This window comes from Deltaproteobacteria bacterium, assembly GCA_016875225.1.
GTDB lineage: Bacteria > Myxococcota_A > UBA9160 > SZUA-336 > SZUA-336 > VGRW01.
The window spans coordinates 1-14334 of record VGRW01000031.1 but is presented as its reverse complement, the minus strand read 5'-3'; the positions used below and the strand labels follow the sequence as shown (position 1 = coordinate 14334).

15 protein-coding genes are annotated in these 14334 nt (G+C 71.4%); 7 read left to right on the top strand and 8 right to left on the bottom strand.

Features of this window, described 5'->3' with window-relative positions; all coding sequences use genetic code 11:
• Positions 1–3: 3 nt before the first annotated feature.
• Positions 4–678: an OmpA family protein gene (locus FJ108_09605; protein MBM4336156.1), complete on the bottom strand. Its 675-nt coding sequence runs from the start codon at positions 676–678 to the stop codon at positions 4–6.
• Between the two features lie 52 nt (positions 679–730).
• The gene (locus tag FJ108_09600) at positions 731–1753 is read right to left on the bottom strand and encodes a M28 family peptidase (protein ID MBM4336155.1); all 1023 of its coding nucleotides are present in this window, start codon (positions 1751–1753) and stop codon (positions 731–733) included.
• A gap of 93 nt (positions 1754–1846) precedes the next feature.
• Between FJ108_09600 and FJ108_09595 the strand changes: the two genes are divergently transcribed.
• Positions 1847–3367 (top strand): YifB family Mg chelatase-like AAA ATPase, encoded by a 1521-nt coding sequence (locus tag FJ108_09595; protein MBM4336154.1) that lies wholly within the window; start codon positions 1847–1849, stop codon positions 3365–3367.
• Here FJ108_09595 and FJ108_09590 read toward each other — a convergent pair.
• From FJ108_09590 to FJ108_09565, 6 genes are read right to left on the bottom strand one after another with little or no spacing between them, the layout of a single operon-like run.
• Positions 3364–3873 (bottom strand): hypothetical protein, encoded by a 510-nt coding sequence (locus FJ108_09590; GenBank protein MBM4336153.1) that lies wholly within the window; start codon positions 3871–3873, stop codon positions 3364–3366. The two genes, FJ108_09595 and FJ108_09590, sit on opposite strands and share 4 nt — an antisense overlap.
• 40 nt (positions 3874–3913) lie before the next feature.
• Positions 3914–4522 carry a class I SAM-dependent methyltransferase gene (locus FJ108_09585; protein ID MBM4336152.1) on the bottom strand — a complete coding sequence of 203 codons (609 nt, stop codon included), beginning with the start codon at positions 4520–4522 and terminating at the stop codon, positions 3914–3916.
• 30 nt (positions 4523–4552) lie between these two features.
• The gene (locus tag FJ108_09580) at positions 4553–4993 is read right to left on the bottom strand and encodes a YkgJ family cysteine cluster protein (protein ID MBM4336151.1); all 441 of its coding nucleotides are present in this window, start codon (positions 4991–4993) and stop codon (positions 4553–4555) included.
• Positions 4972–5985 carry a low-specificity L-threonine aldolase gene (ltaE, locus tag FJ108_09575; protein ID MBM4336150.1) on the bottom strand — a complete coding sequence of 338 codons (1014 nt, stop codon included), beginning with the start codon at positions 5983–5985 and terminating at the stop codon, positions 4972–4974. Before ltaE ends, FJ108_09580 begins: the two co-directional genes overlap by 22 nt.
• Positions 5982–6875: a hypothetical protein gene (locus FJ108_09570; protein ID MBM4336149.1), complete on the bottom strand. Its 894-nt coding sequence runs from the start codon at positions 6873–6875 to the stop codon at positions 5982–5984. Before FJ108_09570 ends, ltaE begins: the two co-directional genes overlap by 4 nt.
• A 13-nt stretch (positions 6876–6888) precedes the next feature.
• Positions 6889–7251 carry a tetratricopeptide repeat protein gene (locus FJ108_09565; protein ID MBM4336148.1) on the bottom strand — a complete coding sequence of 121 codons (363 nt, stop codon included), beginning with the start codon at positions 7249–7251 and terminating at the stop codon, positions 6889–6891.
• Here FJ108_09565 and FJ108_09560 point away from each other — a divergent pair.
• The 6 genes from FJ108_09560 to sppA all read left to right on the top strand — a co-directional run.
• The gene (locus FJ108_09560; GenBank protein ID MBM4336147.1) at positions 7250–8269 is read left to right on the top strand and encodes an isocitrate dehydrogenase; all 1020 of its coding nucleotides are present in this window, start codon (positions 7250–7252) and stop codon (positions 8267–8269) included. The two genes, FJ108_09565 and FJ108_09560, sit on opposite strands and share 2 nt — an antisense overlap.
• 25 nt (positions 8270–8294) lie before the next feature.
• Positions 8295–9239: a GNAT family N-acetyltransferase gene (locus FJ108_09555; protein ID MBM4336146.1), complete on the top strand. Its 945-nt coding sequence runs from the start codon at positions 8295–8297 to the stop codon at positions 9237–9239.
• A gap of 256 nt (positions 9240–9495) precedes the next feature.
• Positions 9496–10704 (top strand): 2-isopropylmalate synthase, encoded by a 1209-nt coding sequence (locus FJ108_09550; GenBank protein ID MBM4336145.1) that lies wholly within the window; start codon positions 9496–9498, stop codon positions 10702–10704.
• A gap of 31 nt (positions 10705–10735) precedes the next feature.
• Positions 10736–11953, top strand: a complete 1218-nt coding sequence (locus tag FJ108_09545; GenBank protein MBM4336144.1) for a metallophosphoesterase — start codon at positions 10736–10738, stop codon at positions 11951–11953.
• 79 nt (positions 11954–12032) lie between these two features.
• Entirely contained in the window at positions 12033–12662 is a 630-nt protein-coding gene (locus tag FJ108_09540) for a PEP-CTERM sorting domain-containing protein (protein ID MBM4336143.1), read from the top strand.
• 116 nt (positions 12663–12778) lie between these two features.
• On the top strand, positions 12779–14334 hold a 1556-nt coding region (gene sppA, locus FJ108_09535; protein MBM4336142.1), incomplete at its 3' end, for a signal peptide peptidase SppA.

The following is a 14334-nucleotide window of genomic DNA, read 5'->3' as shown; positions in this document are numbered from 1 at the left end:
GACCTACTGCGGCGCGCTGCCGCTCTGAAGCACCTCGGCGTCCGGTCGGATCTCGATCTCGACGCGACGGTTCTGCTGGCGCCCCTCGGCCGTCGCGTTGGTGGCGACCGGCATCTTCGAGCCGAACCCGATCGCCGTGATGCGCGCGGCCTGGACGCCTTCCGAGATGATGAAGGTCTGCACGGTGGCGGCGCGCTCCTCCGAGAGCTTCTGGTTGTAGCGGTCGTCGCCCTGCGAGTCCGTATGGCCCTTCACGATCAGGCGCTGCTGCGGGTAGCTCTTGAGCGTCGTTGCGAGCGAGCGAAGCCGGTCGTAGCCGCCCGGCAGGAGAGAGGAGGAGTTCGTGTCGAACAGGATTCCACCCGCGAAATTCACCAGCAGGGAGTCATCGCGCCGCTCGACCTCGGCGCCCGGAATCGCATCGATCTCCTTGGCCTGCTTGTCGAGGTAGTTGCCGATCAGGCCACCTGCGATCGCGCCGCCGGCCGCGCCGATCAAAGCCCCGCCCGCGCGGTGCTTCTTGCCGCCGATCGCCGCGCCCGCAGCGGCGCCCGCGAGCGTTCCGACGACCGCGCCCTGCTTGGTCTTCGTGTCGAGAAGCTGACCCTCGGCGCAGCCGAGCGTGACGGCAATGCACACCAGAGAGACCGCGGTCGTGATGGTTCGCAGAACGCGCATTCGAGTCTTCCTTCCTTGAGATCCGCGTAGATTGCTGCGCAGTGTAGGACGGCTATTCGCCCCGCGCACGAGGCGCGCCCGTTTTGCTCCAGTGCTCCGAGACCGCGCGGACGGTTTCGACCAGCACTCGGCCGACGGAATTCAGGCTCGACGCCGAGACCGATTCCAGCGAGTCACCCGCGGTGTGCCAGAGACGACCCGGCGAGACACGCCCGCCGAATTGGAAGTCGATCACGGCCAGCACGTGCTCGACGCCGAGCGCCGCGAACGGCGTGTGGTCGTCGATCACCGTCATCTCGGCCGTCGGATCGATGATCGCGCCGAGCCCCAGCCGCTCCGCCTCGCGCGCGAAGATCTCGCGCAGCAACGGTGACGAGCCCTGGTCGACGACGAGGTTCAGGTCCGCATCCCCGACCATGTCCACCAGGATCACGCTGCGAACCCGCTCGAGACTCCCGTCCGCCCGCATGCGCTCGGCGAGCGCGCTGCTTCCGTACAAGCCGTCCTGTCGAGTGATCGAGGCGCCGAAGGCCTCTTCGCCGTCGGCGAAGACCAGCTCGATCGCCAGCGGCAGCTCGTACGCGGCGAGCACGCGCGCGAGCTCGAGCAGCACCGCCGTTCCAGAGGCGCCGTCGTTCGCGCCGACGAAGCGGATTCCCGGGATGTCCTTCGTGTCGTAATGGGTGATCAGAAGGACGCGCTCCGCGGTGGAGTCGACGCGCCGCGCGATCAGATTGACCATCCGCCGCGGCTTCGCTCCCGGCGGGCCGGCCTCGAACGCGTGCTCCTCGACGACCCAGCCCGCCTGGCGAAGCCGTTCGCGGATCAGCTCGCGCGCGCGCGCCGCGCCGGGCGAGCCCGCCGGTCGCGGGCCGATGTGCACCAGCTCCTCGAGATCCGCGAACGCGCGCGTACCGTCGAAGCCCGCGCGCGCGGCCCGCGGCGGCTCGACGGCTCCGCGCTCGCCGCAATTGAGCGCCGCGGCGGCGATCAGCGCCGCCGCGAGCGTCGCGCGACGCCGCCCGACGCCGCGCACACGAGTTGCAGACGCGCCCGGTTCCAAGCTCGCGAGCATACACGGCACCCGTCCGTCCCGGCCGACCGCGCCACTTCTGCCGCGATCGCGCGACCATAGGAAGCACTTCCCCCGGTCCCGCGCGGGTTCGAAATGCTCTTGCGCGTCTTCGGCGCCACGCTTCACGTTCTCGACGGCGTCAGAGTCTCCGTCGAAGTCGAAGCGGGCGCAGGGTTGCCGGCGTTTCACATCGTCGGTCAGGCGGATCGCATCGTGAACGAGAGCCGCGATCGGATTCGCGCCGCGTTCCGCCACGCCAGCCTCGAATTCCCTCCCGGCCGCGTGACCGTGAATCTCGCGCCGACGGGGCTGCCGAAGGTCGGCTCGGCGCTCGACCTCCCGATCGCGGTCGGCATCGCGGGAACGCGCGTCGAGCTCTGCGAAGAACGCCTGCGCGGGTCGCTGTTCCTGGGCGAACTCGGGCTCGACGGCGGGCTGCGGCCGGTTCGAGGCGTGCTCGCGATGCTCGGCGCCGCGGAGGGGAGCGTGATCCGCGACGTGATCGTGCCGAGCGGAAATCTGTTCGAGGCGTCGCTCTGGCCACGACTCGCGGCGCTCGGCGCGGGAGATCTCGGCTCGGTGCTGCGCTGGCTTCGCGACGGCGAGGCGCTCGAGTCGCCGAGCCCGACCCCGCCTCGAGACGTGCCCGCGGAGCTCGCGCTCGATCTCTCCGACATACACGGTCAGGAGAGCGCCAAGCGCGCGCTCGAGATCGCCGCCGCCGGCGCGCACAACCTGCTTCTGGTCGGGCCGCCCGGCGCCGGGAAGACGCTGCTCGCGCGCCGCCTGCCGGGAATCCTGCCCGAGCTGGACAGCGAGGCCGCGCTCGAGGCGACGCGAATCCACAGCGCCGCCGGGACGCTCGGTCCCTCGGGGCTGCTCGAGCGGCCGCCGTTTCGCGCGCCGCACCACAGCACCTCCGACGCGGGAATGGCGGGCGGCGGGCGGCCGCTTCGCCCGGGCGAGATCACGCTTGCGCACCGCGGCGTGCTCTTCCTCGACGAGCTCCCGGAATTTCGCAGGCCCGTGCTCGAGGCGCTGCGCCAGCCGCTCGAGGAGGGCGAGATCCGGATCGCGCGCTCGCACGCCAGCGCGCGCATGCCCGCGCGATTCCAGCTCGTCGCGGCGATGAACCCGTGCCCGTGCGGCTGGCGCGGCTCCGCGGTTCGAGAGTGCAGATGCCTGGAGCCGGAAGTCGCGCGCTACCGGGCGAAGATTTCGGGACCGCTGCTCGACCGGATCGACCTGCACGTCGCCCTGGCCGCGGTTCCGTGGAAGGACATGCTCCGCGAGGGCCGCAGCGGCGAGACCAGCGAGCAGGTGCTCGCGCGCGTGCGCGCGGCGCGCGGACTCCAGCTCGAGCGCTACCGCGGCGAGCCGTGGAGCACGAATGCGCAGCTTCCCACGGCGGCGCTTCCGCGCCACTGCGCGCTGCGCGCGGACGCGCGCGCGCTGCTGGAGCGCGCGGTCTCGGCGCTGGGCCTGTCGATGCGTGCGGTCGTGCGCTGCCTTCGCGTCGCGCGCACGATCGCGGACCTCTCGGGAGCCGGCGCGATCGACGTCGGCCACGTCGCCGAGGCGATCAGCTACCGAGACGCCTCGCGAGCGCGCTAGGCCTGGTAGCGGATCACCACCCGCGAGCCGTCGGCGTAGCTCGACTCGAAGCGAGGCTTCCACTTGCCCCATTCGTCGGGGTACTTCGTGGCATACGCCGCTAGCAGTCGCCCGAAGACTGCGCGATCGCCGTCGATTCTCGCCTTCGCGACGAAGCTCGGGGCGGTCTGGAGCTTCTCGGGCGCCTTCGCGTAGGGTCCGAAGTCGCCGACCCAGACGCGCGCGCGATCCCGACCGGCCGCGAGCGCGCGGGCCTTCCAGGTCTTGGTTCCGGTCGCGATCACGACGTCGCCCGCATCGAGGAAGAACCAGACCTCGCCGTGGCAGCGGCTCTCGCTCCCGTCCTTCGCGAGCGGCGAGATGTAGGCGAGCGGGCTCTTCTTGGCGACTTCGAGCCAGGCGGTCCGATCTTCGGCGCGACCCAGCCGCGGCCAGAGCAGGGCCGTGCCGAGCGCGTACGCGCCCGTGACGAGCAGTTCGCGGCGCGACAGCTCCGTTTCAGACATCGTTCGGGACCTCCTGTCGATTTCGTGCGCGGACCGCGGATCAGCGGCTGGTTCCGCGGTTGCGCGTGCGGCGTCCGGTGCGCTCCGCGACCAATACCAGGTGGCGCGGCTCGCGGGCCCCGGTCGCCTCCGCGGGGTCGGCCACCGGCTCCGCGGCGTCGACGAGCCGCAGGCCCGCGGAGCGAAGCGACGCCAGAAGCGCGGGAAGACTGGCGAGGGCGGGATGAGGGGTCGCACTCGCCGCCGTCGCCCGCCACGGGTGCGCGATCGCGAGCACGACCCGCCCGCGCGGATGAAGCAGCTTGCCCAGGACCCGAAGCGCCGCTTCGGGATCCTTGCTGTCGTCGATGCAATCCAGAGCCGTGACCACGTCGAACGGGCCGCGCAACGGCGAGGCCGGCTCCAGCAGGTCGCGGACGCTCTCGACCTGAGCGCCTTGCTGGCCGAGCCCGCGCGCGAGAGCGCTCGAGTCGGATCCGACGTCGAGCACGCGGCGGCCGCTCACGCGGCCCGCGAGCGCGAGCACGAGCTCGAGCACGCGCTGCCGCTCGCTCGGAATCGCCTCGCGCAGACTCGCGGTCTCGCGCAAGCGCGCGGTCACGTGGCTCCAGGAATCCCCGCCGGGGGGCCGTGTCCGCCGTCGCGTCATCGTTCCGGCGAAGATAGCCAGGAGGCCCGCTCACGTCTCGTCGGCGAGCTCCATCTCGAGCATCCGCGCTTCGACGTCTTCGGGCCGGTGTGCGCGGCCCTGGCCGATTCCGGGGCAGAGCTTGCGCGCAGCGTCGGTCCAGCGGCCGGACTCGACCAGGTCGCGCCAGAACGGGAACGTCCGGCACTGGACCGGTCGCGCAGCGTAGACGGTGCAGCGCTTCGTGCCGGGCTCCAGGAAGATGCACGATTCGGACTCGAAGCGGAGCTGCGTCCAGCCGTACTCGTCCTTCTCCGTGTAGCGGCGCTTGAACTCCGCCAGCCCCAGACCGAGCTCGTCGGCGAGAGCTCGGGCTTCGTCCGCGTTCAGGTACACGTACGCGTACTCGCCGCGCGCGGTGCAGCACTCGCCGCAGAGCGTGCACTCGAAGCGTAGACCTGCGCGCGGGCTCAAACGCGGATCTCTCGCAATATCGCGAGTGCAGCGTCGATCTCGCTCGAACCGACGTCGAGGTGCGTCACGGCGCGCAGCGCATCGCTCGCGACGGGATTCACCAGCACGCCGCGCGCGCGCAGCGCCGCGCTCCAGGCGCCGGCCCCCGCGCGGCGGAAGATCACGATGTTCGACTCCGGCGGCTCGGGCACGGTGACGCCGGGAATCCCGGCGAGCCCGGCCGCGAGCCGCCGCGCGTTGGCGTGATCCTCGCCGAGCCGCTTGCGATTGCGCTCCAACGCGAAGATTCCCGCGGCGGCCAGGATTCCCGCCTGGCGCATGCCACCGCCCTGCTGCTTGCGGTAGCGGTGGGCGCGGCGGATCAGCTCGCGAGATCCCAGCAGCAGCGAGCCGACCGGCGCGCCGAGTCCTTTCGAGAGGCAGAAGCTCACCGTGTCGAACGACTCCGCCCAGCGCGCCGCCGGGATTCCGCTCGCAGCCTCGGCATTGAAGATCCGCGCGCCGTCCATGTGGCAGCGCAGACCGAGCTGCCGCGCCAGATCCGTGACCTGCCGCAGGCGCTCGAACGGAAACACGCGCCCGCCGGAGCGGTTGTGGGTGTTTTCGACCAGAAGCGCCGCGCTGCGCGGGAAGTGATCGTCGGCGGGGTACACCGCCGCGCGTAGCTCCTCGGGGCCGAACGATCCGCCGCTTCCGATCTCGACCAGCTGCACGCCCGCGAGCGAGGCGGCGCCTGCGGACTCGTACAGGACCATGTGCGCGTCGCGCGCGGCGATCGCGGCGTCGCCGGATTCGCTGAGCGCGCGGAGCGCGATCTGGTTGGCCATCGTGCCCGACGGCACGAAGAGCGCGGCTTCCTTCCCAAGCAGCGTGGCCGCCAGCTCCTGCAGGCGGTTCACGGTCGGATCCTCGCCGTACACGTCGTCGCCGACCTCGGCGCTCGCCATCGCCTCGCGCATCGCCGCGCAGGGCCGGGTCACGGTGTCGCTGCGCAGATCGATCGGATTCACGGCGCGGAGTATAACCCCGGCTCCGCGGGCGGATTGCGCAGCTCCAGCACGCGCGTGCCGCCGTCGAGCTGGAGCTCGCTTCGACCGGAAGGCAGCTCGATCAGAGTCGCTTCTGCCGCGCGCGCCTCGTGGATTCCGTAGCGGATCGCGCAGCTCCCGGAGCGAAGGCGCGCCCAGACCGCGCGCGGCTCCAGCTCGCCGTCGGGACAGACCGTCTGCACGCCGCGGAACATCTGCAGATACGGGTCGAGCTGCCAGCCGAGCAGAGAGACGTTGTTGTGCGCGTCGGCGCCGGCGAACCCGACCACGCGCCGCCCCGAGACCAGGAGCCCATCCCAGGCCTCGAGCTCGCGCGAGGGCCGCACCCACAGGTCCTCGAGCTGGGCGCTGCGGTCGAATCCGAAGCGCAGCAGCCGAAACGGCAGCAGCGGTCCGTAGAGCCGGGTGAAGTCCGAGGCGTTGTTCTGCACCTCGAGCCCGTCGAACTCCGCGTCCCAGTCGTGCCAACCGCCGTGCGAGAACGGATGCGCGACGACGGCGAAGCCTCCCTGCTCGTGAATCGCGGCGATCACCTCGCGCCCGGGACGGCCGATCGCCGGCACGCCGCGCTCGATCTCGAGCCCGAGCACGTGGCCATCGCGCGAGGCGAACTCCGCGCCGACCAGGATCAGGACCTTCCGGCCGTTCGGCGCGGTCGCGAGCCCCGCGTGCTCGCTTCCCGGCAGCAGCCCGGGCGAGTCCGAATCCGCGTGATCGGTGAGCACCACGAAGTCGAGCCCGGCCTCGCCGGCGGCCGAGAGCACGGCTTCGAACGGGGCGTCGCTGTCGTGCGACGGCGCGTGGTGGACGTGGATGACGCCGACCAACGCCGCGAGCGCGAGCGCCTTCACGCCCGACGCTCCGTCAGCGGATCGCGCTCATTCGCGCCGCGACTGCCGAGGCCTCCTCGGCCTCTGGGATGCGGCCCTGCCGCTGCAGGAAGCGCGACAGGCTGGTGTGGAAGAGCGGCTCGTCGGGGTCGCACTCGATCGCCTTTCGGATCGTCGCGATCGCATCGTCCAATCGGTTCAGCCGGCTGTAGACCTCGGCCAGTCCCTGATACGCGAGGCCGAACCGGCCGTCGCGCTCGATCACGCGCTGATAGCCGGCCACCGCTTGCTCGTAATCGCCCTTCACGAAGGCGTCGAACGCCTGCTGATACAGCGCGCGAAGCTCGGACATTCGCACCTCCTTGTGCGAGTCTAGCAATCCGCTCGGGAGGGTCATGAAAGCGCTCGTGATCACGGAGTTGCTCGGCGACGGGATCGGGCCGGAGCTGCGCGAGTCGGTGCACGGCGTCGCCGGGTGCCTGCCGCTCGCGATCGACTTCGAGCCGATCGACCTGTCGCTGGAACGGCGTCGCGCCGGCGCGGCAGCCGCGTACGACGAGGTCGTGGCGTCGCTCGCGCGCACCCGTCTGGGGCTGAAGTACCCGACGGTGACCGAGGGCGAGAGCCCCAACGCCGTGCTCCGCACGCGACTCGGGCTCTCGGTGATCCACCGGCCGGTGCACTCGATTCCGGGCATCGCCTCGAGCTTCAAGGAGACGGTGGCGCTCGAGATCGTGCGCGTCGCGACGGGCGGCACGTACGACGACCCCGGACAGCGGATCGGCCAGGACGTCGCGGTCTCGCTGCGGATCATCGAGCGCAGGCCGTGCACAGAGGCCGCGCGCTTCGCGTTCCGGCTCGCGCGGCAACACGGTCTGTCGGTAACGTCGTCCTCGAAGCACACGATCCAGCGCGCGACGGACGGGTTCTTCGAGGCGATCGTGCGCGAGGTCGCGGCCGAATTCCCCGACGTTCCCCATCGCGTCGAGCTCTTCGACGCGCTGCTGGCGAAGATCTGCCTGCGGCCGCGCGAGTTCTCGGTGGTGCTGACGCTGAACGAGTACGGCGACTTCCTCTCCGACATGGCCTGCGGGCTGATCGGCAGCATGGGGCTTGGCGCCAGCGGCAACTACTCGTTCGCGAAATCGGGCGAGATCGACGTGGCGATCTTCGACCCCGCCGGCGGGACCGCGCCCGACATCGCGGGAAGCGGGGTGTGCAATCCGACCGCGGCCCTGCTGGCGCTTGCGCTTCTGCTCGAGCATGCGCGGCACTTCGAGCTCGCAAGCCGGCTTCGCGGGGCGATCCTCGGCGCGATCGCGAGCGGCCGGACCACGCGCGACGTCGGCGGGACGCTCGGGACCGCCGCGTTCACCGCGTGCATCCGCGACGCGCTCGCCCGCGCGATCGCCTGAGGCCCGGCACGTGGAGATCCGCGAAATGCGGGCCGAAGATCGCGAAGCGGTGCTCGACCTGCTGGAGCACGCCTTTTCGGTCCGCGAGCTCTTCGAGCGCTACATGGACTTCGACCCGGCCTTCTCGTACTCCGACCTGCTGCTAGCCGTCGACGCGGGCCGACCGCTCTCGTGCGTGCAGATCTTCGCGAAGCCGATCCGCCTGCGGGGCGAACGCGTCCTGCTCGGTGGGATCGGCAGCGTCGCGACCCACGAATCCGCGCGCGGAAGGGGCCTCGCGTCGGAGCTTCTGCGCGAGGCGATCCCGCTCATGCGCGCCCGGGGCATGGCGCTCTCCCTGCTCTTCACGGGGCGCTTCGGCTTCTACGAGCGGCTCGGCTGGCAGCAGATCTCGCTTCGCTACTTCAAGCTCGCGCCGGTCGGGCGCAGGCCGGAAGCGCCGGAGGGCGTGCGCCTGCGCGCGTTCCGACCGGACGACCTGCCGCGCCTGGCCGCGCTCTACGATGCCTACACCGAGCCGCTGTCGGGTCCGACCGTGCGCGATCGGCGCTACTGGGAGGGCCAGCTGCGCACGGCCGGAACTCCCGACGAGGACTTCCGCGTTGGCGAACGCGAGGGCGAGATCCTCGCCTACGCGCGCGCCGCGGCGTTCGGCGGGAGGTCGCGCGTGATCGAGTACGCGCGCGGCGCGGGCGGTGCCGCGGCGCTCGCACACCTGCTCGCGGCGTTCGCGTCACCCGACCGGCGGCTCCCGGTGCCGCTGGTTCGGGACTCCGAGCTCGGCGATGCGCTCCACGCGCTCGGATTCTCGATCGCCCCCGACGAGGATCCCTCGCCGATGTGGCGGGTGCTCGATCGGTCGACGCTCGTTCGGATCGCCGGCGCGCCCGAGGATTGCCCCGATTCCGCGCTACTCGCGACGCTCGTCGGCGGCCCGCTGGTCACCTACTGGCCCTCCGATCGCTTCTGAGCGTCGCCTTGACGCGTGCGGAGCGCGCACGTAACGTCGCGGCATCGTGATTCGCCGGACCCAAACCGCGCTGCTTCTTCTCGGCCTTACCAGGGCGGGCGGGGTCCACCTGGTGCTCAGAGGCTGAGCACCAGACCAGTCGCAAGGAATCGGACCTCTCCCGCCGCGCCGGCCGGAGGGGTTTTTTTTCGCCCGCGGGAAGCTCCCGCGACCTCCTTCGCCGGCCCGGCGGCCGAGACGCTCCGAGGAGGTCAGCATGCAGGGCGTGAATTCTTCCAACCAAACGGGTCGCGAGCGCGTCGTCGTCTTCGACACGACGCTCCGCGACGGCGAGCAGGCGGCGGGCGTCTGCTTCTCGAAGGCCGCGAAGGTCGAGATCGCGACGCTCCTCGATGGAATGGGCGTCGACGTGATCGAGGCCGGCTTTCCGGGATCGTCGGCCGGCGAGCACGAGGCGGTGCGCGCCGTCGCGGAGTGCGTGAGACGCGCGCGCGTCTGCGGTCTTTCGCGCGCGATCCCGGCCGAGGTCGACCGCAGCTGGCTCGCGCTGCGCGGCGCGCGAAGCCCGCGCATCCACGTGTTCCTGTCGAGCTCCGAGATCCACCTCGCGCACCAGCTGCACCGCGGCGCGGACGAGGTCGTCGAAATGGCGCGCGCGGCGGTCGAGCGGGCACGCGGCTACACCGACGACGTCGAGTGGAGCTGCATGGACGCGACGCGCTCGGACCCGGAGCTGATCGCCCGGCTGGTGCGCGTGGCGATCGGGGCGGGTGCCACCACGATCAATCTCCCCGACACCGTCGGGTGTGCGCGGCCCGATCAGGTCGCCGCGATGTTCCGCGAGCTGCAGGCGCGCGTTCCCGAGGTGGGCGGCGTGACCCTGTCCTTCCACGGCCAGGACGACCTGGGAATGGCCACCGCGAACTCGCTGGCCGCGATTTCGGCCGGCGCGCGCCAGGTGGAGGTCGCCGTGAACGGGCTGGGCGAGCGAGCGGGCAACACCGCTTTCGAGGAGGTCGTGATGGCGCTGCGCGTGCACGGCGAGGCGCTCGGCGTCGAGACCGGCGTGGACACGCGCGGGATCTGGGCGGTCTCTCAGGCGGTCGCGCGCCGCTCGGGATTCGCGGTGCCGCCGAACAAGGCGATCGTCGGCGGAAACGCCTTCCGCCACGCGTCCGGCATCCACCAGGACGGGGTGCTGAAATGCCGCGAGACGTACGAGGCGGTCGATCCGGCCGAGATCGGGCATCCCGTCGGCACGCAGATCGTGCTCGGCAAGCTCTCGGGCCGCGCGGGCTTCGCGTCGCGCGTGCGCGCGCTGGGGATCGCGCCCTCGGAGGCCGCGCTAGAGCGCGCCTTCGCCCGCTTCCAGGAGCTCGCGGACGGCCGGAGCGAGATCGCCGACGAGGAGCTGGCCGCGCTCTGCCGCGAGCCGGATACGGGCGCGCGGGCGGCGCGCGCTTGAACCCTGCGGGCGATCCGGGACCCTCGGCGGAATGGCGATGGCCGCGGACGTGATGCGACGCGCGCTCGGCTCGGTGCTGCGCAACGCGCGCTACTCGGCGCTGTTCCTGCTCGCGGGCTCCGAGGCGCTGATCGTGGAGTGGTGCCTTCGCGCCGCGAGCGGTCGGAGCCTCGGACTCGCGGCGGGCGCGGCGCTGGTCGTCGCGCTCGCGGTGCTGAACGTCGCGACGCTCGCGCTGCTGCCGCGGCTCGCGAGAAGCACCGCCGGCGGCTATCGCCTGGGGCGGCTCTGGCTGGTCAGCAGCCTCGGCGCGCTGATCAGCGGGCCGCCCCTCGCGCTCGGATTCGCGCTCTTCGCGCCGATCGCGCTGCTGCACCGGCCGGGCGCCGAGGCGCTCCTCGTGGTCGTCGGCGGCGCTGCGCTCGCGCTCGGCTTCGGGTCGATGTTCTGGGGCTGGCTCGTGGGACAGCGCCGCGTCGAGGTCGAGCGTCTGGACCTGCCGCTTCGCGGTCTGCCCGACGCCCTGTCGGGGCTGCGCGTAGCGCAGATCTCCGATCTGCACATCGGCATGCAGCTTCGCGCGCCGCTGCTGCGCCGGCTGCTCGCGCGCGTGAACCGGCTCGAGCCGGATCTGATCGTGATCACCGGCGACATCTTCGACTTCGATCCGAGCTACATCGAAGAGGGCTGTCGCGAGCTCGCCGAGCTCGACGCCCCGCTCGGCGTGTTCGCCGTGCTCGGCAATCACGACACCTACACCGGCGCGGACGCCGTCGCGCTCGGGCTCAAAACGTGGACGCGCATCCGATTGCTGCGCAACGACTGGGTGCGCATCGAGCTCTCTGGCGGAGCGCTCGCGCTCGCCGGGGTCGAGGATCCAGGGCACGGCTGGAACGAGCGCGACGGCACGCACGAGGCTCTCGAGCGCCTGGCCGCCGAGATCCCGGGCGACCTCGCCCGCCTGCTCCTCATCCACCGGCCGAGCTGGTTCGGGCAGGCGGCCCGGCTCGGTTTCCCGCTCGCCCTGGCGGGACATACCCACGGCGGCCAGATCGCCCTGCCCCGCCCCGGCCACCACCACAACGTGTCGAGGCTGATCTCGCGCTGGACCCGGGGGGTGTTCCGCGACCCCGGGACCGGATCAATTCTCTATGTAAATCGAGGACTTGGCGTTGCCGGCCCGCCCGTTCGCCTGAACTGCGCGCGAGAGATCTCGCTCTTCCGGGTGGTTTCCGCGCGATCGCCGTAAGAAAAATCCGGACTCTCGTTGCCAATTTCCCTCACACTGCGCCGCGGGAAGGGAAGCCCACTCCAGGGATACGAAATTCATGAAGCTCTCGAGTCGGATCATTCTCGGACTCAGTGCGGCGCTTCTTCTGTCGGCCACCCCTTCCGCCGCGGCGACGCTCGGGTTCGGGTGCATCTCGAACAACTCGCCGGCGAACTGCACGATCGCGGAGGCCCAGCTCGCGGTCGACGTGACCGACGCGGGCGGCGGCCAGGTGCTGTTCACGTTCACGAACCTCGGCCCCGCGGCCTCGTCGATCACCGACGTGTACTTCGACGACGGGTCGCTGCTCGCGATCGCGCTGGTGAACAACGCCCCCGGCGTGGACTTCTCGCAGCTCGCGACTCCCGCGAACCTGCCAGCCGCGAACAACGCCTCGCCGCCGTTCCAGACCACGGCCGGCTTCTCGGCGGATTCGAACCCGCCGGTTCAGCCCAACGGCGTGAACCCCGGCGAGACGCTCAGCATCCAGTTCAGCCTGCAGGGAATCCAGACCTTCTCCGACGTGCTCGCGGAGCTCTCGGACGGCCGACTGCGGATCGGGATCCACGTGCAAGGGTTTGCGGGCGGCGGGAGCGAGAGCCTCGTGAACGTCCCCGAGCCCGCCTCGATCGCCCTGCTCGGACTCGGTCTCGCCGCGCTCGCGTTCGTTCGCCGAAAGCGAATCTGACCCCGCAGCTCGTTCGAGCTCGATCGCCCGGCTTGGTCCGGCCGATGGCCGCCCGCTAGACTCGGACCACCACGCTCCCGGATCCTCCGGAGTCGTGCCGCGGTCGAAGGGGATTCATGCGGCGACCGATCATCTGGATCCTGTCGCTCGCGGTCGCGGCGATGATCGGCGCAGCGCTCTGGTCGGCGCGCACGCAGGTGGCCGAGAATTCCGTGCTCGTGCTCGAGCTCGGCGGCGATCTCGAGGAGGCGCCGCCCAGCGATCTGCTCGCCAGGTTGCAGGCGCGAGGGCCGGCGCTTCCAACGCTGCTGCTGCTGCTCGACATGGCGGCCGCGGATTCGCGCGTGCAGGCGGTGCTGGTGCACATTCGGCCGCTCTCGCTCGGCTACGCGCGAATCCAGGAGCTGCGCGACGCGCTCGCGCGAGTCCGCAGCGCGGGCAAGCGGGTGATCGCGCTGGTCGACGAGACCAGCCTGAACGCGACGCGTGAGCTCTACCTCGCGTCGGCTGCGGAGCGGGTCTACGTAGAGCCGGCGTCGCTCGCTCCGCTCGCCGGGATCGCCGGCCAGTACCTGCACCTCGGCGGCTTCTTCGAGAAGATCGGCGTGGAGTGGCAGGTCGCGCGCGTCGGCGAGTACAAGTCGGCCGTCGAGCAGTTCGCCGCGCGCGAGATGAGCCCGAAGGCGCGCGAGATGACCGACGCGCTTCTCGACGGGATCTTCGCGCAGATCGTCGAGGGAATCGCCGCGGGCCGCGGAGTCGACGCCGCGAGCGTGCGGGCCCAGATCGAGGCCGCCCCCGGGACCCCCGACGAGCTGGTCGCGGCCAGGCTCGCGGACGGAATCGCGTCGCGCGACGAGGTGCTGGCGAAAGCGGACCTGCAGGGCGCAAGCGAGCTCGAATCGGACGACTACGTGCGCGTGGACGCCCGCTCCCTGGGACTCCGCACCGGCCCGACGATCGCGCTCGTCTTCGGCGAGGGCACCATCGTCGAGGAGCGTGGGCGCAGCATGAGCCGGGTCTTCGCCGCGGACGAGACGGTCGAGTCGCTCGACGACGCCGCGAAGAACGACGAGATCCGGGCCGTCGTGCTGCGGATCAACTCCCCGGGCGGCGGGGCGCAGCCGTCCGACAAGGTCTGGCGGGCGGTCTCCCGCGTGCGCGCGAAGAAGCCGATCGTGGTCTCGATGGCCGACTACGCCGCCTCGGGCGGGTACTACGTCGCCAGCGGCGCGACCGCGATCGTGGCCGAGCCGGCGACGCTCACGGGGTCGATCGGCGTGTTCCTGCTGCGGCCGTCCTTCTCCGGCCTGTACCGGAAGCTCGAGATCGGGACCGAGCTGATCGAGCGCGGCCCGTACTCTGGCGTGATCGGCGGCGATCGCCCGTTCACCCCCGAGCAGCAGGCGCGCACCGACAGCTTCATCGAGGCGAGCTACCGCGAGTTCCTCGGCCGCGTGTCGACGGGACGCGAGCTCTCGACCGAAGCCGTGGACGCGCTCGGACGCGGGCGCGTCTGGCTCGGAAGCGACGCCTTCGCGCGCAAGCTCGTCGACGAGGTCGGCGGTCTGCGAGCCGCGATCGAGCGCGCGCGCAAGGAGGCCGGGATCGAGAGCGAGCCAGATCCGGCGCGGCTGATCCTGCCCGCGCCGCGCAGCACAGCGGAGCAGGG

Bases quoted from the DNA above. Each gene is read 5' to 3' on its own strand.
- FJ108_09585 (MBM4336152.1), bottom strand. From the start codon at position 4,522: ATGACGCGACGGCGGACACGGCCCCCCGGCGGGGATTCCTGGAGCCAC.
- FJ108_09560 (MBM4336147.1), top strand. From the start codon at position 7,250: ATGAAAGCGCTCGTGATCACGGAGTTGCTCGGCGACGGGATCGGGCCG.
- FJ108_09565 (MBM4336148.1), bottom strand. From the start codon at position 7,251: ATGACCCTCCCGAGCGGATTGCTAGACTCGCACAAGGAGGTGCGAATG.
- FJ108_09600 (MBM4336155.1), bottom strand. From the start codon at position 1,753: ATGCTCGCGAGCTTGGAACCGGGCGCGTCTGCAACTCGTGTGCGCGGC.
- FJ108_09550 (MBM4336145.1), top strand. From the start codon at position 9,496: ATGCAGGGCGTGAATTCTTCCAACCAAACGGGTCGCGAGCGCGTCGTC.
- FJ108_09595 (MBM4336154.1), top strand. From the start codon at position 1,847: ATGCTCTTGCGCGTCTTCGGCGCCACGCTTCACGTTCTCGACGGCGTC.
- FJ108_09555 (MBM4336146.1), top strand. From the start codon at position 8,295: ATGCGGGCCGAAGATCGCGAAGCGGTGCTCGACCTGCTGGAGCACGCC.
- FJ108_09540 (MBM4336143.1), top strand. From the start codon at position 12,033: ATGAAGCTCTCGAGTCGGATCATTCTCGGACTCAGTGCGGCGCTTCTT.
- FJ108_09545 (MBM4336144.1), top strand. From the start codon at position 10,736: ATGGCGATGGCCGCGGACGTGATGCGACGCGCGCTCGGCTCGGTGCTG.
- FJ108_09590 (MBM4336153.1), bottom strand. From the start codon at position 3,873: ATGTCTGAAACGGAGCTGTCGCGCCGCGAACTGCTCGTCACGGGCGCG.
- FJ108_09605 (MBM4336156.1), bottom strand. From the start codon at position 678: ATGCGCGTTCTGCGAACCATCACGACCGCGGTCTCTCTGGTGTGCATT.